Raw genomic sequence first — 25627 nt, 5'->3', positions numbered from 1 at the left:
GTTGGCTTTTCTGTAAATTTACCCCCCCTATTAGTAATTTTGGGGGGTGGCGAATTTGATCAAGTGATTGTAAGTTATCCAGCGCACAATCGGCTACAAAGACACAACGGCACGTAATCCCCTTTTCAAACGCCACCAGTCGCGCACCAGCAGAGCTGGGCGCTTCCTTTTCCACAGCAGAGCTGTTCCATGGCTGAAAAGGGTCAACGTGCCGTAAGTGCTTTGCTTAACGCCTCATGCACCCCGACTGCCTACAATCACTAAATCAAATTAGACCTTCCAAATAACTAATAGGTACTAACTAAAAGTTCAATTCTACATATTTAGCGCTTTTACTATCCAAAAATTCCTTCATCTCACCCATTGGCTCAACTGGAACGGCTGGATATTGCTGACCTAATTCATCAAAATATTTAAACGGAACAAAGTCTTTAGGAATAACAGGCGCAAAAAATGATCTTGCTTGCCCTGGTGTCATAGCTAAATAACCCCAACCCTTTAGATTCTTTGATAATTCCTTAAATTGCACTTCGTCAACATCATCAGGGAACATCATAGATAATCCGCTAGATTTCATTTTACCAAGTGCCACACGGAACTGGAATTGATCACGAGACGCACTACCAATCGTATCAGCCGTTGGTTTCTGCATAGCAATCGCTACAAAGTAACCTAATTGACGACCTAACATGGTAATTTGTCCCAAAATTTGTTGGATCGCTTCACTTCCGTTGTATTTCAAACCAGAAACAAACGCACCAAATTCATCAAAAACAAAAAAATGTGGTTTCAACCCATACTTACGATAGTTCCCAACATTTTCTTCTAAATTATCATTCAATAGATCATGATATTCACGACCACGCTTAATCATTTCCAAATAAAAACGATAAAATGATTTTAGAATACGATCACGACCATAAGTAACACGATATTTTAGTGACGCTGTTTTACCAAGTACTGATAAATCAGTCTCTTTTGGATCCGCAACATCAACAATCGCACCACTTTTAATCAGCCCATTCAGCAAGCTAAACAAAAAGAATGATTTACCAGAACCCGTATCACCAGAAATAAGTGCCTGGGGGTATTTTTCATAATCCCAAACCACCCCTTTCATAATTTCAATCGTATGATCTGTTATGGTCATGTCAGATAAGCCTAAACGTAATCCCAACGGATTAGAAATAAAGTCAAATGACTTAAACCCAAAAATATCATTTGTTCCCACACCGTCCGCAAACAACATAGCCGACATAGGTTGTGAAATACGTCGATCACGAAAACGATCTTGATACTTTTGTCCGTCCATTGGTAAATAGATTGAAAAACCAACCTTACCATTGTTCTTTAAACTGACTTTTGGCAGCTTAATTTTTTGTTTTACCAATGCCAACCACCTTTCTCACCACCCAAATTGAAACTCAAACGGTGTTCTTTTTCATCAACTTCCTTGACCAAATAATATTGATTAGCAATTAGCCAATTAGATAGCCTTTCTAAGCGAAAAACAGTCGCCCAAAAACCTTGAAATTGATAAGTCTTCCAATACCAATAACTTGCACCAAGCACTAAGACCACCATAGCAATCAAAGTTAAATAAAGACCTGGTAACAAACTATTAACGAAAACCAACCAATCAACTTGTGTGACCAAAGCTTTGGTGAAACTGACTAACCCTTTACTAGGTGGCATGATAGCAAGTAAACGAAAAACAATCGTGATCAAAAATACGACCACTGGCACAAGACCAATTGCAATAAAAACATCACGTCTTAAATGCCTATGCCAATAACGAACACGAAAACCACGGGGAAATAACTGACTCATTGATTAATCCCTTTCTTGCCATTACTTAGTTTTTGCTTCAGCAGGCTTAGCAGGTGTTTGTGGCTTATTCTCAGCAGTTGCCTTTGAAATACCACTAGCAGAGAAGAACAAAACATCTTGATCTGGATCATCATTGGTTGAACCGTCAAATAATGACACAACCAAATTTTCAAATTCAACCTTATCAAATGGCTTAAAGGCACCCTCTGGGAATACTCCCACAGGCACACGAACTGTTAATGCCTTACCATTTTCATCACTCACACGAACATCTTTAGCAATTAAATCACCAACACGGGAACCACGATCTTGTTGTTCCTGATAATTCAAGGTCTCAAAGACATCACGAGTGGCACCATACATAAATGAACCTGTAAAGAAATCTGTATCAACAACAGGGAAATACTCACCCTTAACCACAACCATAGTACGGGCTGACTCATTTGCCCAGGTAGTAGCTACTGTTTCATTTTCTTTCTTAATAACAGCAGTCAAACCAGAAACCTTAGTCCGTGAACCACCAATTGGCACCAAATCTAGTGTCATATTTTCAAACTTCACAACATCTTTTGGCTTCAATCCCTCTGGCAACTTACCAACTGGTGTAACAGTCAAGGCATCAGCGTCAGAACCGTCAATCAAAAACTGTGGTCGTCCATTATCAGGTGTTCCTAAATACAAAAACTTCAAGTTACCCTTTTCAGGTAACAACTTCAACATCTTACTCATAAAAATCAAAACTCGCTTTCTTAATCAAAATAAAAAGAACACTCTAGATTAAACAATCAAAATGTTCTTAACAACAAAACATTAAATTTTAGTCTCAACAGACACATGGAACTCATACTTACCAGCCAGTGGCTTTAAATCAGCTAACAATTCGGCATGTTCCCTTGATGTCATGAGACGTTGATAGTCACTACGTACGACGAGAACAATTTTTTTGTAATCATCCATCATTGTCGTCCTTTCTTTCACTAAATTCCATCATCAAAAAACTTATTATCTTATAAAAATTAAAATCAAAAATGTAACTATACTTTGATCCATAGCTACAAATCGTACGCTCCACACCCACACTGCTTCATGGCACACTAAATAAACCTAAAGTCGAATAAAACTTTATTCTCGGACACCATTGATATTCTATTTATCTCATTGTCCTTGGATCCCCTGACATCAACCAGACGATTACGGTGTTTTAATAGTGCAACGTCAGAACTCAAATCAAAGTAACGCTGCGACCCGAAATCAATCGACCCTCCGTAACTATCGCTACAATTTCAACAATAACTTGCCATGTTTAACCCTACTTTTTAACTAATTATTGTTTTTTCCATCAAAAACCGTTATGCTAAAGGTGCAAACTTTTAAACGAATGATGGTTACCTTTGTAACTTGATATTCAATTATTGGGGGACACTTATGTGTCCTTTTTTATTTCACAATTAAACTTATATTCTGCTGGTTACAAAATTTATTGATAATACTCAATGTGATCTGCTAACCATTTTTTTACCGCTGCCTTCGGATAGACAGTTGATTTTACACCGGTTGCTGCATCCTCTATCTCAATGTGCGGCAATCGATATCTAATACGAGAAAAATACGTTCTACCAAGACCAGTTTCTGCTGCAGCTTGGCTATCAGATTTCCATACAATCACATCATTTTGACGATGAAGCTTGTCAAGTTCTGTTAATTGTTGAGAAAACAATTTTTCCATATTTTCTATTACATCATTCAATTCAACTTCAGCCATAAAACACCTTGCTATCTCCATGGATTACTACGTCCTAACTCTCTATATGATGTATGACTGGGTCTTTGTTACGACTAAACTGTTTTCCAGAACAAAAAATAAGCTCATCATAACTAACATTAAAATATGTCTCGATATTCCTAAGTACAGCTGTACTGGGAACAGTTTTCCCCTGTTCATAATTTTGCCAAGTTCGTTTTGAAATACCAACAATTCGAGCCATTTCATGTTGGTTTAGATTAAAGTTAGCTCGAAGAGCTTTCAACGTTACCTTCATGTCTCCTCCTTTCTGAATAACTTTATTCTATTACGGTTAAATCGTAATGTCAATAGAAAATAATGAATAAGGCTAGTTCAGTTTGATTCATTTACGGTTCTGCCGTATAATATCAATATAAAATAACTTGAAAGGTCAACGTTATGAGCTCATTAGGCAATAAAAAAATTATGGCGCAAAATATTTCTCGACTAATGAAATCAAAGGGTGTGACACGCAACAAAATGTCCGACGATTTATCAATTAGTTACACAACACTGACTGACTGGATAAAAGGCAATACTTATCCGCGAATTGATAAAATTGAAATGATGTCAAACTATTTTGGTGTGCCAAAATCAACCCTGATCGAATCCGAAAATTCGTTAACTATTAGTGATAAGGTAACCGCCATTTTAGCCAACCTTTCTATTAGTCGCCAAAAAAAGGTGTTAGCTTATAGTGAGCATCAATACCAAATACAAAATAGCCAGCCACAAATTTTTGATCATCCAAAACAAGAGATTGAACTTTACGGTGCCGTCTCTGCTGGCACAGGAGAATATTTAAGCGACGAGTATCGAGAAACCATCTCATATGACGGTATCATACCTGATCATGATTATGCAGTTATCGTCAATGGTGATTCAATGTTACCTTTATTTGAAGACAAGCAGATAATTTTTGTCAAAAAAAGAACCGATATTCGCTCAGGACAAATTGTTATTGCAAACTATGATCAGCAAGCTTATGTCAAAAAGTTTGTTAGTGATGATAGTGGCGCACGGTTTGTTTCACTCAATAAAAAATATGATGATATGCCCATTAATGCCAACCATGAAACATCAATTTTTGGAGTGGTTGTTCTTTAAAAACAAAAGCTTAAAAATATTCTAATATTATCTTTAATTTATCTCGATATTAGTCCACATGGTCATGACTATAAACTGCCCTACTTCCTAGTTAAACACCTTGCTATCGTTTAAAATACAGGAAGGATAACAAAAAATGAGGTACACATATAAGAAAGAACGACGAGACCCACAAATACAAAGCTATATAACTACACAAGGCAAAAAATGGCGAATTAAATTTTCAATTACCGTACGCAACCAAAAGAAATTCATTGAAAAAAACGGTTTTAGATCTTTTGACGAAGCTAGGGCGGCTAAACAAGATCTCTTAAATCAAGTTTCAACAAATTTTAATAACAAAAACGTCACCGTATACGAATATTTCAACCAATACTGCCAGGAAAAAATTGACAATGGTTCTTGGCGTTATACAACATATAAACAAAGTACTTATATGTTTGAAAGAAACGTATTTCCTACGTGGGGAAAGTTTAAATTAAAGGACGTAACACGTCTAGACTATCAATCATGGATTACTAAGTACGCAAAAACAAAAAGATATTCAAAAAATTACATGCGCTTACTTAACGGTCTTGTTGCAGGAGTATTCACTGATGCAGTTCTAAATGATGTAATAAGCAAAAGTCCTATACAAAAAATAAAAGTATCTGGCTCGCCCTCCAGGGACACTTCGATTACACGTTCAGAATTTAACACTGTCTTCAATTTCATTAAAGATTCAGAAAGATTAACACTCCAACAAAGAACAATGGCTTTGTTAACACTTATTGGACTGCGTCACGAAGAGATTATGGGGATAAGAGTTAAGTATGTCAAACAAAACATGCTAGGCATTTTTGAAACTATCAATATACATGGACAAGTTTCCACACCAAAAACCTCCTCATCAAATCGTTGGGTCCCAATGCCGCCGATTATTGAAGAACACCTACAGCGATGCATTCAACAGTCGAAGTTGGTATATGCATCTAACAACTTGATTATGTCAAAAAATGATCTGATATTTGTCAATCATTTAGCAAAACAAGTACGATATTCTGAGCTAGCAACAATATTCAAAATCATAAGTCGCGAAACGAATATACATGTTTGGCCACACAAAATGAGACATGCATTTTCAACCATAGCTTTCGGTATACCCGGATTGAATCCTAAAGACATCGCAAACATTCTGGGCCATTCAAAAATTGATATGTCATTGTATTATAATAACGGTACTAAAGAAGGTCAAACAGACGCAATGGAAAAAATAATAAGCCTCTTCTAGCTCCCAACTTTTCCCCAACTATGTATGAAATATATATGCAATTTAGACAGTATATTAAATTAAAAACGTGATAAAGTCGCAGTATTATGCAGTATATATGCTGTTTGCTTAAAACTTTATTATTATACCAAAAAAGCGCCCACCGGCGCTAATTTTTATAATTAATCAAATTGTTTGAGGTAATCCTTATAACCTTCTTCGTCAACGACCCAGTCGAGTTCACCGATATATTCAGCGTTGGGATCGTGGTAAGCAAATTCATGTTTGAACTTATAGAGACCATCAGAAACATCAAATTCACCAATGCCACCAAAATCATATTCGATTTTGCCAAGTGACAGTCCCCATTTCAGCATCTCATATTGAATGGCAGCCGGTGCGTTATGTTTACCAAATTCGCGATAAGAGCCAGCATACATATACCAAATCTCATCACCATAAGCAAATCCTAAGCCACCAGCAATCACTTGCCCTTCAAAATGAGCCAAGTAGACTCGGAACAAGCCTGTCCCTGCCCATAATTTTTGCATACGAAGGAAATAATCTAATGGTCTGTGTGTGATGCCATGATTTTTTGCCATTGCCACGTAGGTATCAAATAGTGCTCGAATATCCTCTTCACTATCACCAAATGTAATTGTCACACCATCACGAAATGCACGTCGAATATCATTACGAAGTTTAGGCTTGAAGTGCAACATCAATTCATCTTCATTGGTAATAGGCGTAGCACCTTCACCGCGACCATCATAGTATAAGACGACATTCTTACGTGGCTGAATATTACCATGCATGTGTGTAACTTGAGTATTACGTGTCTGGAAGCCTGCATCAAGATATTTTTGATTCAACTCATCCGAATACTGTACTTCAGGATCCATTCTCAACAAGAAGACATTATCTGGTAATGCTGCTAAAGCTTCCTTAATCAAATCCTTAATTAAATCAACATCTTCAATATCGGCGACAGGTCCACGGCCAGCATAAGCTAAAATTTTTCCGGGAACAGCCTCAACTGTTAATACTGACATAACCGCATCAATTTGACCATCTGTTTCATGATAAACATAAACGTGGTTCCAGTTTGCTTTCAATTCACCCCATAGTGGATCCTGTGTGACTTGTCCTCTTGGATTTTCACGCACAAACTTTTGATATGCTGAGACTTTTTCTTGATCATCTAAATTTAAAATTGTCATTTAACTTATAATCCTGTCGTAATTGAACCGTAATTTTCAATGAAATACACCAACGTTTGCAATTCATTGGTTAAGTCAACGTTTTGAACACGTACGTTGGCAGGTACCGTGACACGCAAAGGCGTAAAATTCAAAATTCCCTTAACACCGGCACTCACTAATTGATCTGTAATATCTTGAGCAACACCTTGTGGCACAGTCAAGATCGCAATGTTAATACGTTGCGCACTAATCTGTTCCTTCAATTCACTCATTTTATAAATTGGTACACCAGCTAAAATAGTGCCTGTTCGCTTTTCATCGGCATCAAAAGCAGCTGAAATACGCATATTTGACGATTGATGGAAGTTAAAGTTAAGCAAGGCTTGTCCCAAATTTCCAGCACCGATTAGTGCGACGTTAATCAAACTATCTTGGTCCAAAACATTGGCAAAGAAATCCAATAGCGCTTTAACTTCGTAGCCATAACCTCTTTTACCTAGAGCGCCAAAATAAGAAAAATCACGACGAATTGTCGCCGCATCGAACTTAATAGCATCACTTAATTCTGATGATGAAATACGATCTGTACCAGCATCATGTAAGAAAGTTAGATAACGAAAATAAATTGGTAACCGCTTAGCGGTTGCGCGTGGTATTTTTGGTTGTTGCGTCATAATATATCTCCAGTAATTTCACTTGTGAACTTTTGCATAGTAATTGTACCATATATTTAAGGGTTTTGCGAAAAGATAGTGAAACATTCACAATGATGTTACGATTGTAATAGTTCAAAATCCAATCCCGGATCCGTATTAAGGTCCAAATCCGCATAGATATTTTGTTTATAATTCCAGTAACCAGCAGCACCAATCATCGCAGCATTATCGCCAGTATACGCCACTGGAACTGGAATAAATACTGTATCATTGAAATCATTTAAAAGTGTTGTTAATGCTTCACGCAGCTGTGAATTAGCAGCAACACCACCAGCTAAAACAAAGCTCTTAACTGGATAATGACGCAATGCACGCTCCGTACGACCGATTAACGCATCCACAACAGCATTTTGAAAACTCGTTGCCAAATCATCTTGGTTAATCGTTTCTTGCTTTTGTTCGGCATGGTGAACATAATTAATGACCGCACTCTTTAATCCTGAAAAACTAAAATCATAGTTGTCTTCATGGGCCATAGCCGTTGGAAATTTAATAGTTGCTTTACCACGATGTGCCATTTCATCAATGGTTTTACCAGCTGGATAAGGGAGTTTTAATAACCGTCCGACTTTGTCAAAGCTTTCACCAGCGGCGTCATCTCTCGTTTCACCTAATACTTCAAATTTATTTTCAGTTTTCATTAGGACTAATTCAGTATGACCACCAGATACCATCAGAGCCATAGCTGGATATATGATTGGTTGATTAAAATTGGCAGCAGAAATGTGTCCCGCTAGATGATTAACAGGTATGATTGGCAGGTCATGCGCCAAGGCAAATGTCTTAGCACCCATCAATCCGACCAGTAGTGAACCAACTAATCCGGGCCCATAGGTCACCGCAACCGCATCTAATTCAGATGGGGTGACCTGAGCTTGTTTCAAGGCATCATCAAGTACTCTAGTAATCCACTCAATGTGATGTCGACTTGCTACTTCAGGTACAATACCACCAAACCGTTGATGGGAATTGATTTGCGTTGCAACACTATTGCTTAAAACAATATGTCCATCTTCCACTACTGCTACACTGGTTTCATCAGCACTCGATTCAAATGCAATTATTTTAGTCAATTTTTCGCTCCATCATAATGGCATCATCACCATTTTTGTAATATTTTTCTCGACGATAATAAGGTTGAAAACCAACTTTGCGGTACAGTGTCTGTGCTGCCGTATTGGTATTAGCTACTTCTAATAGTACACGCTTCGTGTTAGGCAACGCAAAAACCGCCATCAGTAATGCTTGTCCAATACCTTGATGCTGAAATTTCGGCGAAACACCTAAACTACCCACTTCAACCTCATCTAAAATTTGTGTTGCACCAAGAAAACCACCTGTCGTCACAAAATAAATAGAACGTGGACTACGAAGTTCATGCTCAAATACTTCTTTTGGCCAAGGTGACGGTGCAAAAGACTCATTTGCTAATTGCCAAATGTCATCAAGATCTTCAATTGTTGCCCGTCTGATTATCAAAATTTAGTGTCATTGAGACCGCATCTTCGTGGTCACCAAGATAATAACCTTTCTTAATTTCCGTTTGCTCATAACCCAATTTACGATATAATGTCTGCGCATTGGTGTTAGAGCGACGTGCTTCTAATGTCATCGTTGACATATGCATGTTGTGTGCAAATTCATGAATTGACTCGAGCAGCATCGTACCAATACCGTGTTTCTGCCAGACTGGTACAACAGCGATATTAGTAATGTGCATATCGCCAATGTCTGAACGATACGCTGCGCCCGCAAAAGCAATAATTTGCCCACGACGCTCTACGACTAAATATAAACGAACATGTGGCCGAGATAATTCACTCATAAAATCACGCAATAGCCACGGTGCAACGCCCTCATAAACCGCTTCTTCTATTTTGATTAAGATGTCAATGTCTTTTAGTGTCGCTCGGCGCAAAGCAAAAGATATACCATTAATTTCGACCTGTCTTGCCTCAAATTTTGGTAAATTAAACGGTAAATGCTGTTGTCGTTTAAACTTCAAAAACATAATTTTCTGGTTTATCCTCACCGGGATGGGCTGCGAGCCAATTCAATTCGGCTTGCGTTTTCCGTAAATAATTGGGATTGAAATCAGCAATATGAGACGTTGGTGTTGCGGCGATACCTAATTTGATAATGCTTTTACCCTCAGGTAAACTATCTTCTGGCGTCAATACTGACGCACGATCACCAAATTGTTCGTGGATTTGGTCAAGAAATGGCGTCGTATCACCCATGAATAAAATATTATCTGACTGCGTCTTCAAGAAAGCAAATAGGTTGCTGATTGGCTGATGAGACTCTGGAAAAATTGACTTTTCTTCTTGATAGACACCAGCAAAAACATTTTGATTACGTGCGTTAAAAAGAGGCACAACGAGACCATCAAACGAAATTTGTGATGCTAAAATAGCTAGACTAGAAACACCAACTAATTCGGTATTTAAGGTGTCTGCCAAAACTTTCGCCACAGTCACACCAATTCGTAATCCTGTAAATGAACCTGGTCCTTGTGCCACAACAATGCGATCAATATTTTGCAACTGCCATTTTTGACTTGCCAAAGCAGACTTAATAGCTGGCAATAACTGAATCGAATGATTTCGCGCTATATTGGTCGTAAAGACCTGTTTAATTTGTTCATCTTCTGCCAAACTCACTGTCAGTGGTTGGTTACTTGTATCAAATGCTAAAATCTTCATAAGTTTAATTTTATCACAAAAAAGCTGCCATAAGGCAGCCGTTCAAAACATTATTGTGTGACTTCTTTAACGAGTGCAATCACTTCGTCATTGGTTTCAGCATCTAACGCTTGCTTAGCCAATTCAGCCATCTTTGTTGTATCTAATTTTTTCATCAACGAACGCGTCTGCAAAACTGACGGTGCGCTCATAGAGAATTCATCCAAGCCCATACCCATCAAAATAGGAACAGCGATTGGATCGCCAGCCATCTCACCACACATCGCAACAAACTTACCTTCGTTGTGAGCAGCAGCAATAACGTTATTAATCAAACGCAAAATTGATGGATTATAAGGTTGGTAAAGGTAGGCAACCCGATCATTACCACGATCAGCAGCCATTGTATAGCCAATCAAATCATTGGTACCAATGGAGAAAAAGTCAACTTCTTTAGCAAACTTATCCGCTAACATGGCGGCTGCCGGGATTTCAATCATGATACCAAGCTTAATGTCACCAACTTTAACACCGGATTCTTCAAGCTTAGTTCGTTCTTCAATATAGATTTTCTTGGCGGCACGGAATTCACCAAGTGTCGCAATCATTGGAAACATAATCCACAAGTTACCAAAGGCTGACGCTCTTAGTAACGCACGTAATTGTGTTCTAAATATTTCAGTTTGATCCAATGAAATGCGGATGGCACGATAGCCTAAGAAAGGATTTTCTTCTTCTGGCAATTGCCAATAGCTCAAATGCTTGTCACCGCCAATATCCATTGTTCTAACAGTAACCGGCTTGTCACCCATTTTTTCAACAACAGCTTTATAGGCTTCAAACTGTTCATCTTCAGTTGGCAAATGGTCTGATTCCATATAAAGGAATTCAGTACGATAAAGCCCAATACCCTCAGAACCATTATCTAAGACCGCAGCCATATCCTTTGGTGAACCAATATTAGCACCGACGACAAACTCTTTACCATCCGCGGAAACAGATTGTTCATCTTTAAGCTTTGCCCACTCAGCGCGTTGTGCGAGATAGTCATCAGCCTTTTTTTGATACGTTGCTAATGTGTCGTCGTCTGGATTGGCAATCACATCCCCAGTCAAACCATCAACAATGACTAAGTCGCCAGCAGAAATTTCCTTTGTTGCAACATCAGAACCAACAACAGCAGGAATCTCTAATGTACGCGCCATGATTGAAGCATGCGCTGTACGACCACCTAAATCAGTTAAAATACCCTTAACAAATTGGCGATCTAACTGTGCTGTGTCAGATGGTGTCAAATCCTTTGAGACTAGCACCACTTCTTCATCAATCAGCGCAGGATTAGGTAGTGAAACATGCAATAAATGCGACATAATTCGCTTTGTCACATCACGAATATCTGCTGCACGTTCTTGCATGTACTCATTGTCTGTCATTGCTTCGAACATGCCAATATACATATCCGTCACTTCTTTAACAGCAGCTTCAGCGTTCACCTTATCATCAGCAATCTTTTGCTTGATTGCGCCAGACATTTCAGGATCAGCCAACACCATCAAATGCGCTTCAAAAACTTGCGCTTCAGAAGCACCAAGGTTTTTTTCAGCTTTTGATTTAATTAAAGTTACATCTTCACTAGAAGCCTTCAAAGCATCGTCGACACGTGCTTGTTCAGCCGTCACATCATTAATTGTTTTTTTGTCAAAAGACAAATCAGGATCAACTAACAAGTAGGCTTTGGCAATTGCCACACCATTACTTGCCGCGATTCCTTTGAAGTTCTTAGTCATTGTTATTCTGCGAGTCCTTCTGTGCCCATTGCTTCTACGATAGCTGCCATAGCAGCTTCTTCATCATCACCTTCAGTTTTGATTGTAACATCAGCACCTTGGCCAACACCCAATGACATTACACCCATGATTGACTTCAAGTTAACATCCTTACCTTGATATGACAAAGTAACATCAGAAGCAAACTTTGAAGCTGCTTGTACCAACAAAGTTGCTGGACGTGCGTGAATACCAGTTTCTGCTACGATATGAAAATCTTTTGATTGTGCCATGATTAATTTCTCCTTTTTAGCTGTTAATCAGCTTCTGAATATAGTTTATCAAAGCGCTTACAAAATATCAAGTAAAAAAAAGCACAAATCGCCGTTGTATCAAGCCATGACGCTGAAAACGCCTATCTAACAACGTTTTAAATGTAAACGTTTACATTTTGTTCACAATTTATTTTCTGTAAATTAAAAATATTGGTGTCATCTTGACACTGAACTTGACAACAATACTATCAATTATAAAAAAGAAAAACGTCTTTACGACGTTTTTCTTTTACACATTAAACTCTTGATTTCCTGCCGCTTTACCCAGCCGATTGTTAAATGCCTTACCAATGCCAATTGGTGACATTTTTTCAACATAGATAGTGGCAACTGTGGCTTCATCGTCATAATAACGTAAACCAGCAAATAGTTGTTCTGTGGCTGTTTCTAATGACTCGCCAAGTGACCACGTTTTTTCTTGGGAAATTGCCATTGCTGCAATCGTTGCATCTTGTGCCATCACAACATCATTTTTTTGCAACACTTCTTTTAAGGTCAGTGCATCTAATCGGTCAAACATCACTACATTTTTATCTGGGGCATAGTGACGATATTTCATACCTGGTGCTTTTGGTGTGACATCGCTAGCAACTGATTTTGTGCTGGTTGCGTCAACAACTCTCACACCTAAAACTGCTTCTAATTGTTGTTGTGTCACCGCACCAGGACGAAGAATTGTGGGTGTCGTTGCTGACATATCAATAACTGTCGATTCAACACCCACAGTTGTTGGACCATCATCCACAATTCCTGCGATTTTGCCCTGCATATCATGCCATACATGTTGCGCCGTTGTAGGTGATGGCTTGCCAGAAATATTAGCGCTTGGTCCGACAATTGGTACACCAGCCACGCGGATTAATTGACGCGCAGCTTCATTATCTGGTAGTCGAAAGGCGACTGTTTGCAAACCGCCGGTGACGATCATCTCAACACGTCCAGGCTTGATAGGCAAAATAATGGTCAGAGAACCCGGCCAAAATGCTGCCATCAAAGTCTTAGCAGCTTCAGAAATCACCACAAACTCATCTAATTGTGATTCATCAGCAACAGTCATAATCAAAGGGTTATCACTCGGACGTCCCTTTGCCGTAAATACCTTTTGTACTGCTGCCTCGTTTGTTGCATCAGCACCCAAACCATAGACCGTCTCTGTTGGAAATGCGACAACCTCACCTTGTTGTAATAATGCACTTGCTTCAGCTAATGACTGCTTATCTGTTTTAAAAATTGTTGTTTTCATTTCTCCACTCGAATCATGCGGTCAAGTCCCGCAAAGTCTTGCCGCAATGTTATTTTGGCGTTGGGTAACGCCGCTTTCATCAAATTAACTACCGCTGGTCCTTGTTGATAACCGATTTCGAAATACGCGCGTCCGTGTTCTGTTAAATGTTCATCTAACCCAGCAGCTATTCGTTCATAAATGTCCAAACCATCATGATCCGCAAATAACGCTGTATGTGGCTCAAATGTCAACACACTCGCATCCATCTCGTGCTTATCTTGGGTCGCAATATAAGGCGGATTACTGACAATAATGTCAAACACTAGTCCATCTAATTGACTGTACACATCACTTTTGGCAAAGTGTAAAAATGACAATTCGAAGCGCTGCGCATTAGCTTGCGCAACAGTCAGTGCACCGTCAGAAATATCTGTTGCAAAGCCACGCACACGCTGATTTTCCAACATTAATGTTTCAATAATAGCACCGCTACCAGTACCAATATCTAACACAGAGACCGGTTGAACGCCCGATCCAGCATCTTTTAGAATCCAATCGACTAACTCTTCGGTTTCCGGTCTGGGAACCAACACCCGTTCATCCACTAAAAACTCACGACCAAAGAAAGGGGCATGACCCAAAATGTATTGTGGCGGCCTATTCTTTACCAATTCAGAGACCCACTTGGGCCAAACAGTCGCTAACGCTGCCGGCATTTGTCGACTCATGTTAGCGCGCAACATGCCATAGTTAATATTAAACGCACCACTTAACAAAAAGTCCAGATTATCTTTCGCATCTTGTTCAGACATTCCAGCTTGGCGCAATTCAATTAACGCCCACTTTTTGGCCTCAATTAATGAAATTTTGACATGACTTAAGTCAGTTGGCTTTTTAATATCATCCCATTCAAACCATTTTGGTGCATTTAGCTTGTCCGATTGATTGTTGGCTTGTGGCTTGGATGAACCAAATTGTGGTGGCGTATCAAAATGCTTATCTGTCATTTGTTTAATTCCGCCAGTTTAGCCGTCTGATCAGCAATAACAAGGGCGTCAATAACTTCACCCAAATCACCGTTCATGATTCGGTCGAGTTTATTCAATGTTAACCCAATGCGGTGATCAGTAACACGATTTTGCGGGTAATTATAAGTGCGAATCCGTTCAGAGCGATCTCCCGTTCCCACTGCAGATTTACGTTTCTCAGCATATTCTGCTTCATTTTGTTGCGCATAAAAATCATAGACACGACTCGCTAACAACTTTCGCGCTTTATCTCGGTTTTTAATTTGTGTGCGTTCTTCTTGCATTTTAACCATAATACCCGTAGGTTTATGGATTAAACGCACTGCTGTTGAAACTTTATTGACGTTTTGACCACCGGCACCACCTGAACGGAAGAACTCTTCTTCCAAATCGGATTCGTTTAGCTCAAAATCAATATCTTCAAATTCGGGCATCACACCAACCGTTGCCGTTGAGGTATGGACACGTCCTTGTGTTTCTGTTGCAGGTACACGTTGCACACGATGCGCACCACTTTCAAACTTTAACTTTGAGTAGACGCTGTCGCCTGTAATCATTACCGCAACTTCCTTGTAACCACCAACTTCTGTTGTGGACTCATCAATAATACTCAACGACCAATTTTGTCGTTCAGCATAGCGACGATACATATCTAACAAATCGGCTGCAAACAAAGATGATTCGTCGCCACCAGCAGCACCACGAATTTCCATAATAATATTTTTGTCATCATTGGGATCTTTAGGCAGCATCAAAACCTTGAGTTTATCTTCTAGTTCTTCTTGTTCTGGCTTGAGACTATTCAAATCTTCTTTGGCTAGTGGCGCCATTTCAGGATCATCTAGTAAATCCTGTGCATCTTGAATATCTTGTATGACTTGCTGATAACGATGATAGACCTCAACTGTTTCACGGATACTACCCGCTTCTTTTGATAGTGCCATATAGTGCTGTCCGTCATTCATTACCTCGGGATCGGCGAGTTGTTCATTTAATTCGTCATAACGATCAACGACGGTTTGTAATTGTTGAAATATTGGATTCATATTTTCCTCCGTTATTATGTACGAGAATAATTAGTTCTCATCAAATTAATGCGATAGTAGTTGGTCAATTTTGTCTTGATCGGGGTGATACCAGTGAAAGCGGCAAGTTGGAATATACGCTTCATCACCACCGATAAACACTTGCGCCCCTTCACGTTGCGGTTTGCCATCAACAATTCGCAGTTGTGTCGTCGCTTTTTTGCCACAAAAAGAGCAAATTGTTTTCATTTCTTCTAATTTGTCAGCCATTTCGATCAAACGCTTGGAACCAGCAAACAATTGATTGAACGCGTCTTGTTTCAGTCCAAAGGCCATGACCGGTATATGTAGCGTGTCAACCGCATAAGCCAATTGGTCGACTTGTTCTGGCTGCAAAAACTGTGCTTCATCTACCAATACTGCGGCTAAATTATCATCTTTGGCCGCTTTAATCACTTCGTACAAATTTTCTGTTTCGTGTACGGCCATGGCGTCGCGCGACATCCCAATACGACTAGCAATTTTGCCAACACCGTCACGTGTATCAACACTTGGTGTCATTAATAACACCTTGCGTCCCTGCGATTCATAATTGTGCGCCACTTTCAAAATTTCAATTGACTTGCCCGAGCTCATTGCGCCATATTCAAAAAATAATTGTGCCAAACCACTACCTCTTCTCAAACCAAACTATTTCAATTATACCAAATTACACCAACAAAAAAGCACGACAATGTCGTACTTTTTCACACATTATATCAAGTGTTCATGTGCTGCTTTTTGTATAGCTTGCTTTTGCCAAATCATGATCAGAATTAATAATACAAATGCCAAACCTGCCGCCGAGTAAAGCACTGTATTACTAGCCGTCCATCCAAAATGAGCCACTAAAATACCAATTAGTGCCGTCGCCGCCACTTCACCAACTAAATATTGGAAAAATCCCATAAATCCTGTTGATGACCCAACAGCAAACTTTGGAACTGCTTCGTTAACCATTAAACCAACCAAAGTCAACGGTGCATATATCAAAGTACTCATCAAGATTAATACAACGACAATTACCGCATGGTTAGTTGCGGTGAAATAGACCGTCAAGCAACCAATTAGCGCCAAGACTGAAACGATACATACCAACGCACGTTTGCCCTTCAAGAAATCTGACACTGCACCTAAAATAATCACACCCGGTACGGCTGCTAATTCAAAGATACCAACCAACCACTTTGCCCATGAGGCATCAAAACCTTTAAATTGGTGTAAGTAACTTGGTATCCAAGACATCACACCGTACCGCACTAAGTAAAGTGACATTGACGTCAACGTAATTGCCCAGACAATTTTATTATTTAAAATATAGTGTCGGAAAACAAACCAAATTGATTGTTGCGTGGTGTCGCCTTCAACTGTCTCACCGTCTTGTAGGACAGTCACTTCACCTGTATATTCAGCAATCGAAGGCAGTCCAACGGTTGCTGGCCGATCGGCGCCTAAAATCGCAATTAAAATCGCAATCACGGCAGAAACAGCTGATGCTGTGTAAAAGATAGCAGCTATTGAGTGTGAAAACATCAAAATCGAAAACTCAACAATTGCCACACAAGCAAAGGCACCCGCATTATGGGCGGAAGACCAAACAGCATAAACCGTCCCACGCCATTTTTTACCCCACCATAATTGAATGAGTTTTTGTGCAGCAGGTGCACCCATTCCCTGTGTCACAGAAATCAAAATCATCAGAAACATCATGACATAAAGATTTCGAGTTGAACCTAGGAATAAATTCAAAATTGCTGAGCCCATTAATCCTGCTGCTAAATAATAACGTGGATTCGATTTGTCACTCAACGCACCCATAAACAACTTGGAAATACCATATCCTACACCGAAACAGGCTAATACTAAACCAATATCTGCGGTCGTAAAATGATAAGCTTTCATAATATCATTTTGCTCAGTGGTAAAAATCAAGCGAATAATATAGTAGCCTATATAACCCACCACAGCTGAAAATAGTACGCCTGCTTGGCGCCACTTATAGGTGGCTGCAATTTTTTCTTGTGGTACTTTTTGGGTGGCATCTGGTGCCGCCATTAAAAACTTAAATGGATTCATCTCTTTTCTCGCATTCGTTATTTATAAGTCACTACCGCTTCAAGTACCTGTTGGTGTGTCTCCCATTGTCCACGTATATTCAGCTTGATATGACTTCGCTTTAAGCGTGATATTCTTTGGAATTTCTAGGTAAAAACCGTTATTAACACGATCACCTTGTGAAAACAATGAACTACCAACAATATTGCCTGCCGTTGCCCAGTTACCACTATCAGGATTATCAGTCTGCCCTTTGAGTGACCCATACTCATAGGTGATCGTACCAAAAGTAGCTGCTGACATACCACTAGCCATGGTTGTAACACTATCATTTAGCGTGGTCGCGGGACCAGCCCCAAAATCACCATGCCAACTTGATTTAAATTGTGTTGCATGACCAGTATCCCCAGCAGCCACCATATTACCCGAAATCGTATAGTCAAATCCTGCATCTGCTTTAAGCAAAATACCCGGTTGAATATCAGAAGATGTCTGATCGTCATCACCTATATAAGTACCTGTAAACGGTTGTGACATTCTAATTGAAACATTCAGTTGTGAGGCGGCCACTTTCCCTGCGCGTTGATCAACCAATTGCACAAACGGACGTAAATACTTAGTTTGATATCCTGTGCCTGTCGCAATTTGATTTGCATTGACCAGTGGCTTAACATGGTATGAACTACCTGTGTCAGTAGCAATGCTTTCGTTTCGAAGATCAACCGCATTGATTTCTCCAAAATTGTAAACCGGCAAGTGAGAGATACCGAAGCCTTCCCCACCAACTAATGTCATCTCTGAATCGTTGACTGTGGCGCCCATATCACCCCGATCTGGATTGGTATTTGTTGTGGATAGCGTGTTGTTGTTTTCAACATCAAATGTAAAACCGTTTGAAATCGAACCATAGTCATCGGCATAAACACTTATCGGGGCCAACATTATGGCCGCTAAACACGTCATTAAGATTTTAGCCTTTATCATGTTTTCTCCTATTACACTACTTGTTTTCTTTCACTAGTCAGTGAGTTGTTAAAAACGCAACGCTATACACATTTATGATTTTTTTGATTGTACCCCCCGCTTACTTCAATTTTGAATCAGACGTTTTAGCCATGGCGTCGCCTGTTTTAGAATACTTTAAAATTGTGATCATTTTGCGAGGAATTATCGACGAAATTCGGAATATTCTAACCATCACATTAATCAATGTCCGGCACGTCACCAAGTTGCCATAATAGCACTGGTCCATCGTCATCATCATAATTGAACTTAGCCGGTGAATAATCAGTACGCCAACTGTTCAGCGTTAAATACCATCCGTGTCCATTTGTTGTTTGATTCCACAGCGTGTCTAAACGCACGCTAGATTGCCCATTATTGCCTTGGGGAGCCGTGGCAACTATTAGGCTGTCACCAGCACTTGACAAGATTGAAGTGTTGTCTTGTTCATCAACGTATGCTAGTTGTAGCCCAGTATCTGCAAAAACGCCTGTGGACTCTAATTGCGCAGTCATTTGCCATGGTTTATTGTGATTCACAGAGCCATCATCTACGGTTAAATAACCATAATTTCGACTCAAATCAAGTGGCGACACATTAAACATGCCATTTTTACCCCTTTTTAATGGGTCAAAGCGCATCATTTCAATCGTGTCACTGATAAATGGCATTGCGGCATCTGGAGCAATATTGCGATACGTTACTGCCTCAGCCGTATAATCATGATAAACATGAGTAATACGTGTTGATTCAATTAACTCGCCATCACGCTGCGTTTTAACCCAAAATTCAATTCCCATATTAGCCGTAATTGGGTTGTCAGGATGGTCATTATTGTACGCCGCCATATCAAAGGTCCAATTCTTACCTTCACCATTTTCAGAGTTGGCTGCTTTAGTCAATGTCACCAACGGTGCATACTGTTCCGCGCTGTCTTCGGCGTTGAGTATCACCTCGTCAGCAGCAATTGCTGTTTTAAAAGTAATGTCTGACATACCAACAATAACCATTGAAGCTAAATCATATACTGGAGGGGCATAGGTTGGCGTTTTGCGCACATTAGTTTCATAAGTCTGACCACCAGCGCTCACACTGATAGCATTATTACCTATTTGGTACTTAACGTGACTTGTGGCTACCCCCTCAGGAACAGAATCATCCATACTTTTCTTACTTTCAAAAACAAAGATACCATTATTATCAGTTACCACAGTATCATCAACTACCCCCGGTGAATTGGGTGACTGCCACGTGACAGTAATGCCGTCGTTTTCATTTTCTGTTGCGAAATTAGCCATTCCACTACACTCACTATCTGGTGTGGTAAATACAGGGACTAATTTTGATGTCGCTGATATTTGGCCACGAATGAAGTGATCAGCATCACTAACAGCGTTAGCCTGATCGGCTGCGTTGGGTATTCCCGCTCGTTTTGCTTCAGTATCGGCATCAGTTAACGGTGCATAGTCCAAAAAGTTCATTTTATGTGATGTGATTTCAAGGACATGGTGTTGTCCTCTGACCATCAAATTTTGTTCAACAGATTCGGTTGCCCCAGTTAATTGGTAATCACCATTTTTCGTTGTACCGTTATTACTCTGTGAAATTTGCTTGATATCGATGTTACCCCAATTACTAGCATCAGCAGGTGGGTTATTCGTCAAATAACTGCCACTGTTGAAACTGGAAATATTCTGATAAAAACTCAAATTAGAATCAGTAATATCGGCTTTGAAATTGGCATTAAACGCGCCACTAGAAGCACTACGGCAATATCCGGCCCAAGTACCAGTGTTCGAACTTGATCCTGCATCTGCTATCAAAACATATCTAGGAGAATCAATATTTAATTCAATCCCACGGCAATTACGCGTTTGGGCATAAGAAACAAAAGTTTGCCCATAGCCCGTAGCTGTTTTCAGATAAAAAGTTGCATTTTTTCTAATGTTGATTCGACCTAAATGCTTATCACCAAAAGCTTGAATAACACCTAATGCTGACCTTTGCCCAGAACCTGGAGCAGCTGTTTTGGTTCCCTGGATTGCTAATATGCCTCCAGAGTTTACATTAATATTAATGGTTTTTTCAGGCGCATTGGGACCACGACTCGACTTGAACACAAAGGCGGCATCTTTGGCAGACATGACGAGTTGTCCTTTTATCGTGATTGCTGTAAATTCACCAGCAATCACACCTGTTTGAGCCGCCAACAGATTGGCTTCACCACAGCTATCATTTAATCGCGACAAATATACTTTTGCGCCTTGGTCAATGTCAACATCACCAGCAGAAGCATTGGTGTTATCAAAATACTCATTACTGGGTGTTCCAATGTTGGCTAAATTTGCATAAGTACTCCAAGTTGCTGCTATAAAAGATAAATTAGCATTTTGAAGACTTCGTGAATATAAATCTAAATTGTCGTGAATACCTTTATAACGAACAGTCGATTCAGCATGAATACTTAAACCGACAAGTTGTGTACCACGAGTTGTCATTGATAAATGATTCTGAAGTGTAATCCGCATGCCTGGCACAACAAAGGCCGACATAGCATTCCCAGCAAGCTGGGTCTCATTGTTGTCTAATTCACATATCACATTGGATAGTGTTAATATTCCGACTTCATTGCTATTACTCTCCGATGTATTACGATAAAGAATGCTGTTTTTGACATCGGATAATCTCTGAGTGTTTGGCAAACTATTATCACCACTAGTTGATTTAAAATTAATATCGTGAATACTAATATTAGGACTAACATTACCTGTGCCATCAACTTGCAAGCCATAAATAGTGTCATTAACAAATGTTATCGTCTTGTTGGTCGGGTATGTTGAATTGCTCGTAATCTCGATATCGTTTTGACGTGGCTGGGTCGCCGTACTTTGTGTATAATCAAAACTTTCTGTCACAATAATTTTTTGCGTATCAGGATTGTTCCAAGCCGCTACAAAACTTTCAGAATCAGACACTTCTACAATACCCGCTGCTTTTTGCAGGGGTACTTTTTCAGAATTTGTTGACTGATGTTCTGACGCTTTTGATTTTGTTTTATTTTCCGACTCAAAAGCTACTGATGGCACCGTAGCAGCTTGTGGATTCTCGATAGTGTCTGCCCGAACAGACATCAGCGGTAGCAAACTATTCACAATCAGTACCGTCATCAAAAATAATTGCCTAATTTTCACAGCGCTCCTCCTTAGCTTCTAACCTTACTTCTATTTTACAGGGTGAATATGCCAAAAGTTCGGGGGGGTGTGAAGAAAAATCAAACAGTTTGTGAAGAAGTTGTGTCCAACGGCATCGACCCCTTTCACAAACCACGTCATCACCGCTTGGGATATGTTAAAATGATATTTATGAAAGTGGGGATATTATGACACTTAAAAATTCATTAGCCAAAGCAACAGCAAAATCAGCATATTGGCTGTTACATGATGTTTTGCATCGTGGGGGTACAAGTTTGCCCGGCAAGCTCGCCGTGGCAATCGACCCAGATATTTTAAAAAGTATTCAACAAGACTTTGATTTGGTGATTGTAACTGGTACAAACGGGAAAACCCTGACAACAGCACTTATCACTCGTGTTTTAGAAGCTGGCGGTCATCAAGTGATTACCAATCCATCTGGTTCTAACATGATTCAAGGCATCACGGGTACACTGGTAACAAGTCGTGTGACATCAAACAATGGCAAGAAACCAATCGCAGTGTTAGAAGTTGATGAAGCCAATGTCGAAAAAGTCTCAAGCGCTATTAAGCCGAGAATGTTTGTATTGACTAACATTTTCCGTGATCAAATGGACCGTTATGGTGAAATTTATACGACCTACGACAAAATTGTCGCAGGTATCAGAAATGCCCCACAAGCGGTTGTTCTGTCAAACGGAGATTCACCCATTTTCACGCGTGGTGATTTCCCAAATGAGCGTCTTTACTTCGGATTTAACCACGTGTCGCCTGAAGATTATCAACCAAGTAAAGCACCCACTAACACTGATGGCATTCTGTCACCAACTGATGATTCAGTGCTACACTACGATTTCATCACTTATGCTAATTTAGGCAAATATTTCAGCGTAACCGATCAATTTGCACGACCTAACTTGCGCTATCAAGTCACCGCCGTCACCAAATTAACACCAAAATATTCTGAATTTAGTATTGACAATACCCCTTTACGAATTGAAATTGGTGGCTTGTATAATATCTATAATGCGCTGGCTGCATTTGCCGTTGGTCGAGAATTTGAAGTGCCAGCCAATGCTATCAAAGCAGCTTTTGAATCCAATGCACAAATTTTTGGTCGCCAAGAAGCTATTAATGTTGACGGCAAGGACGTCACAATTGTCCTAATCAAAAATCCAGTTGGCACTAACTCAGTCATTGATATGATGCTGACTGAAAATGATGATTTTTCCCTATTGGCACTACTTAACGCAAACTATGCTGATGGTATTGACACAAGTTGGATTTGGGATGCTGAGTTTGAAAAATTGCATGCATCACATTTACAAGCTATCGCAACTGGTGGTGAGCGTTACCGAGGCATGCAAGTTCGTCTCAAAATGGCTGGATTTGCTGACCAAAGTGTCTACGAGGATTTGACAAAAGTTGTTGATGCTATCAAGTCACTACCGACACAAAAGGTTTACATTGCAGCAACTTATACTGCAATGTTACAATTACGCGAACAATTGCGTAGTGCTGGTTATATTAAAGGAGGATTCTAATGGCTGATTATTCGATTGCCGTAGCCCATCTTTATGGCGACTTAATGAATACCTACGGCGACTATGGCAACATTATCGCATTGACCTATTACGCCAAACAAATTGGTGTCGATGTTGATTATCAATTGGTGTCATTAGGGGATGATTTTGACGCTGATCAATATGATTTTGTTCTCTTCGGTGGTGGACAAGATTACGAAGAAACCATTGTTGCTCATGATTTACAAGACAAAGCAACTGAAGTGAAGCAATACATTGAAAATGACGGACCGTTATTGGCCGTTTGTGGTGGTTTCCAATTACTAGGTCACTATATGATGATGGCTGACGGTACAAAAGTTGACGGTATTGGTGTCATGGATCACTACACAACCAATATGCACGATCCAAAACTAACCGTACGCAATAATGAGCGTTTAACAGGTAATATTGTCATTAAAAATAACGAAACCGGCGAAGAATATCATGGCTTCGAAAACCACCAAGGCCGCACTTTCTTAGGTGAAAGTGAACGCGCTTTAGGAACAATTGTCTCTGGTAATGGTAATAATGGTATGGATCAAACAGAAGGTGTGATTTATCGTAACGTTTACGGTTCCTACTTCCACGGGCCAATTTTTACCCGTAATGGTAACTTGGCAAAACGTGTTTTAACCACTGCGTTAACGCGTAAATATCCAAGCATTGATTGGCAATCAAAACTCAATGCGATTCCAACCGAAACATTTTAAAACACACAAAAAGCGGCAATCATTGATTACCGCTTTTTGTGTGCTTTAAACTTGTTATTTTGTCGGTTCAACAAAGTGTGCAGCTAACAGGCGACTTGCCATGAAAATAATCAAGCCAACAATGATACTTGAAACTGTTACATCGCTCAACCAGTGGGCGCCAATGCGCACACGGCTCATTGCGGTCAAAATCCCCATCGCAATCCCAAATATTGTCATTTTCTTTTGGGCACTAATGTTACCACGAGGAACAAAGAAAACCAAATATAAGAACAACCACCCAGACATGGTATGACCTGAAGGAAATGAGTTATGACCGTTAATACCATTTAAATGATACCATGGGGTAAATTCACTCATCGTATTGCCAGCAACTGTCGTCATTTCATAAGGTCGAAAGCGCCCCCATAATGACTTCATTTCACCAATCGTGGTTTGCGCGATGAAAACAACAGCGATACCGACCAAAGCTGCTGTTATCAAATAGCGTATGTCTGCATCACTCTTACTTTGTAACCAGTTATAAAATAATACTGAGAGCACAGCTGTTAAGATGACTGCGAGGCCCCAGCGCAAAACTTCAGGATAATTCTTTACCGCAGCGGTGTTGTTTGCAACGCCCATTGGAATACCCTTAGACAAATTATTTAGCATTGAATAGGTATAACTCAACATATCTTGCAAAATAGCTAACATTTGATTAAACGCAAATGCTAGTGCACCAATTGTCATCACATAACGCAAAACGTCATCTTGTATGCGTCGCCAGATGGTCCACGCAATAATTTCAAATGCAGCAAACAAAACAATATTTGCCCCTTGATCGGCATAGTTTTGGAAAATATTACCAAAAATTGAATTTTGGTTCATAACTAAATTAGTGACATTTTTATCAAAAAAAGTCGCTACCAAAAGGCTTACCACCCCGAGACCCAATAAAACTGTGACTACTTTTTTCTCACTTGACGTCGTTTGAAAATCCGTATCTGTCGTGTCAAATGCCTTAATGTTGGCATCGTTGCCTGTTAATTGCATGGTTCAATCTCCTCATATCTGATAGTTTCAGTATAAAGGGTTGATGTTATATTTTCGTCAATATCGTGTAAATATCCACT

26 protein-coding genes are annotated in these 25627 nt (G+C 39.7%); 4 read left to right on the top strand and 22 right to left on the bottom strand.

Annotated elements, in window-relative coordinates:
• Window positions 1-301: 301 nt before the first annotated feature.
• The 6 genes from ACI3ES_RS01410 to ACI3ES_RS01385 form a co-directional block, all read right to left on the bottom strand.
• On the bottom strand, window positions 302-1390 hold the full coding sequence (locus ACI3ES_RS01410) for an ATPase, T2SS/T4P/T4SS family (protein WP_260353512.1): 1089 nt from the start codon (window positions 1388-1390) through the stop codon (window positions 302-304).
• Window positions 1384-1830, bottom strand: coding sequence for a hypothetical protein (locus ACI3ES_RS01405; RefSeq protein WP_142511352.1), 447 nt, complete (start codon window positions 1828-1830; stop codon window positions 1384-1386). The genes ACI3ES_RS01410 and ACI3ES_RS01405 overlap by 7 nt, the downstream gene beginning before the upstream one ends.
• A gap of 21 nt (window positions 1831-1851) precedes the next feature.
• Window positions 1852-2559, bottom strand: coding sequence for a hypothetical protein (locus tag ACI3ES_RS01400; RefSeq protein ID WP_260353510.1), 708 nt, complete (start codon window positions 2557-2559; stop codon window positions 1852-1854).
• An 81-nt stretch (window positions 2560-2640) separates the two neighbouring features.
• On the bottom strand, window positions 2641-2790 hold the full coding sequence (locus ACI3ES_RS01395; protein WP_317212211.1) for a hypothetical protein: 150 nt from the start codon (window positions 2788-2790) through the stop codon (window positions 2641-2643).
• Between the two features lie 517 nt (window positions 2791-3307).
• Window positions 3308-3592, bottom strand: a complete 285-nt coding sequence (locus ACI3ES_RS01390; protein WP_084012149.1) for a hypothetical protein — start codon at window positions 3590-3592, stop codon at window positions 3308-3310.
• A gap of 34 nt (window positions 3593-3626) precedes the next feature.
• A complete protein-coding gene (locus tag ACI3ES_RS01385; RefSeq protein ID WP_036068589.1) occupies window positions 3627-3869 on the bottom strand; it encodes a helix-turn-helix transcriptional regulator in 243 nt (80 codons plus the stop codon).
• Between the two features lie 143 nt (window positions 3870-4012).
• On the opposite strand from ACI3ES_RS01385, the gene ACI3ES_RS01380 reads away from it, so the two are divergent.
• Window positions 4013-4720 carry a S24 family peptidase gene (locus ACI3ES_RS01380; RefSeq protein ID WP_084012151.1) on the top strand — a complete coding sequence of 236 codons (708 nt, stop codon included), beginning with the start codon at window positions 4013-4015 and terminating at the stop codon, window positions 4718-4720.
• 136 nt (window positions 4721-4856) lie between these two features.
• A complete protein-coding gene (locus tag ACI3ES_RS01375; RefSeq protein WP_142511354.1) occupies window positions 4857-5990 on the top strand; it encodes a site-specific integrase in 1134 nt (377 codons plus the stop codon).
• A 161-nt stretch (window positions 5991-6151) separates the two neighbouring features.
• Here ACI3ES_RS01375 and ACI3ES_RS01370 read toward each other — a convergent pair whose 3' ends face one another.
• The 15 genes from ACI3ES_RS01370 to ACI3ES_RS01300 all read right to left on the bottom strand — a co-directional run bounded on the left by ACI3ES_RS01370 (window position 6152) and on the right by ACI3ES_RS01300 (window position 22237).
• Entirely contained in the window at window positions 6152-7189 is a 1038-nt protein-coding gene (locus ACI3ES_RS01370) for a peptidoglycan bridge formation glycyltransferase FemA/FemB family protein (RefSeq protein WP_114667186.1), read from the bottom strand.
• A gap of 5 nt (window positions 7190-7194) precedes the next feature.
• Window positions 7195-7845, bottom strand: coding sequence for a redox-sensing transcriptional repressor Rex (locus tag ACI3ES_RS01365; RefSeq protein ID WP_004914549.1), 651 nt, complete (start codon window positions 7843-7845; stop codon window positions 7195-7197).
• 98 nt (window positions 7846-7943) lie between these two features.
• Complete coding sequence (gene tsaD / locus ACI3ES_RS01360) at window positions 7944-8960, bottom strand: tRNA (adenosine(37)-N6)-threonylcarbamoyltransferase complex transferase subunit TsaD (protein ID WP_004914554.1); 1017 nt, start codon at window positions 8958-8960, stop codon at window positions 7944-7946.
• Window positions 8953-9366, bottom strand: a complete 414-nt coding sequence (gene rimI, locus ACI3ES_RS01355; RefSeq protein ID WP_114667185.1) for a ribosomal protein S18-alanine N-acetyltransferase — start codon at window positions 9364-9366, stop codon at window positions 8953-8955. Before rimI (ACI3ES_RS01355) ends, tsaD begins: the two co-directional genes overlap by 8 nt.
• Window positions 9341-9898 (bottom strand): ribosomal protein S18-alanine N-acetyltransferase, encoded by a 558-nt coding sequence (gene rimI, locus ACI3ES_RS01350; protein WP_114667184.1) that lies wholly within the window; start codon window positions 9896-9898, stop codon window positions 9341-9343. Before rimI (ACI3ES_RS01350) ends, rimI (ACI3ES_RS01355) begins: the two co-directional genes overlap by 26 nt.
• Window positions 9882-10592 (bottom strand): tRNA (adenosine(37)-N6)-threonylcarbamoyltransferase complex dimerization subunit type 1 TsaB, encoded by a 711-nt coding sequence (tsaB, locus tag ACI3ES_RS01345; protein WP_114667183.1) that lies wholly within the window; start codon window positions 10590-10592, stop codon window positions 9882-9884. Before tsaB ends, rimI (ACI3ES_RS01350) begins: the two co-directional genes overlap by 17 nt.
• A gap of 50 nt (window positions 10593-10642) precedes the next feature.
• The gene (gene ptsP / locus ACI3ES_RS01340) at window positions 10643-12358 is read right to left on the bottom strand and encodes a phosphoenolpyruvate--protein phosphotransferase (RefSeq protein ID WP_114667182.1); all 1716 of its coding nucleotides are present in this window, start codon (window positions 12356-12358) and stop codon (window positions 10643-10645) included.
• Window positions 12359-12360: 2 nt separating this feature from the next.
• Window positions 12361-12630 (bottom strand): phosphocarrier protein HPr, encoded by a 270-nt coding sequence (locus tag ACI3ES_RS01335; RefSeq protein ID WP_004914567.1) that lies wholly within the window; start codon window positions 12628-12630, stop codon window positions 12361-12363.
• Between the two features lie 271 nt (window positions 12631-12901).
• On the bottom strand, window positions 12902-13915 hold the full coding sequence (locus tag ACI3ES_RS01330) for an L-threonylcarbamoyladenylate synthase (RefSeq protein WP_114667181.1): 1014 nt from the start codon (window positions 13913-13915) through the stop codon (window positions 12902-12904).
• Window positions 13912-14904, bottom strand: coding sequence for a peptide chain release factor N(5)-glutamine methyltransferase (gene prmC / locus ACI3ES_RS01325; RefSeq protein WP_142511356.1), 993 nt, complete (start codon window positions 14902-14904; stop codon window positions 13912-13914). The genes ACI3ES_RS01330 and prmC overlap by 4 nt, the downstream gene beginning before the upstream one ends.
• Window positions 14901-15971 (bottom strand): peptide chain release factor 1, encoded by a 1071-nt coding sequence (gene prfA / locus ACI3ES_RS01320; RefSeq protein WP_114667179.1) that lies wholly within the window; start codon window positions 15969-15971, stop codon window positions 14901-14903. The genes prmC and prfA overlap by 4 nt, the downstream gene beginning before the upstream one ends.
• A gap of 45 nt (window positions 15972-16016) precedes the next feature.
• Window positions 16017-16616, bottom strand: a complete 600-nt coding sequence (locus ACI3ES_RS01315; protein ID WP_004914579.1) for a thymidine kinase — start codon at window positions 16614-16616, stop codon at window positions 16017-16019.
• Between the two features lie 87 nt (window positions 16617-16703).
• A complete protein-coding gene (locus ACI3ES_RS01310) occupies window positions 16704-18065 on the bottom strand; it encodes an MFS transporter (protein ID WP_142511357.1) in 1362 nt (453 codons plus the stop codon).
• Window positions 18066-18104: 39 nt separating this feature from the next.
• Window positions 18105-19028: a WxL domain-containing protein gene (locus ACI3ES_RS01305; RefSeq protein ID WP_114667177.1), complete on the bottom strand. Its 924-nt coding sequence runs from the start codon at window positions 19026-19028 to the stop codon at window positions 18105-18107.
• A gap of 218 nt (window positions 19029-19246) precedes the next feature.
• On the bottom strand, window positions 19247-22237 hold the full coding sequence (locus tag ACI3ES_RS01300; RefSeq protein ID WP_114667176.1) for a hypothetical protein: 2991 nt from the start codon (window positions 22235-22237) through the stop codon (window positions 19247-19249).
• Between the two features lie 188 nt (window positions 22238-22425).
• Between ACI3ES_RS01300 and ACI3ES_RS01295 the strand changes: the two genes are divergently transcribed.
• Window positions 22426-23781, top strand: coding sequence for a Mur ligase family protein (locus ACI3ES_RS01295; RefSeq protein ID WP_114667175.1), 1356 nt, complete (start codon window positions 22426-22428; stop codon window positions 23779-23781).
• The gene (locus tag ACI3ES_RS01290; protein WP_114667174.1) at window positions 23781-24512 is read left to right on the top strand and encodes a type 1 glutamine amidotransferase; all 732 of its coding nucleotides are present in this window, start codon (window positions 23781-23783) and stop codon (window positions 24510-24512) included. The genes ACI3ES_RS01295 and ACI3ES_RS01290 overlap by 1 nt, the downstream gene beginning before the upstream one ends.
• A gap of 54 nt (window positions 24513-24566) precedes the next feature.
• Here the strand turns inward: ACI3ES_RS01290 and ACI3ES_RS01285 are convergent, their stop codons facing one another.
• Window positions 24567-25547: a phosphatase PAP2 family protein gene (locus tag ACI3ES_RS01285; RefSeq protein ID WP_114667173.1), complete on the bottom strand. Its 981-nt coding sequence runs from the start codon at window positions 25545-25547 to the stop codon at window positions 24567-24569.
• Between the last annotated feature and the right edge of the window lie 80 nt (window positions 25548-25627).

Origin of the sequence: Leuconostoc falkenbergense, assembly GCF_045801155.1 — a bacterium.
Classification (GTDB): domain Bacteria; phylum Bacillota; class Bacilli; order Lactobacillales; family Lactobacillaceae; genus Leuconostoc; species Leuconostoc falkenbergense.
The sequence above is the reverse complement of the archived record's forward strand: the minus strand, read 5'-3'. Positions and strand labels throughout refer to the sequence as shown.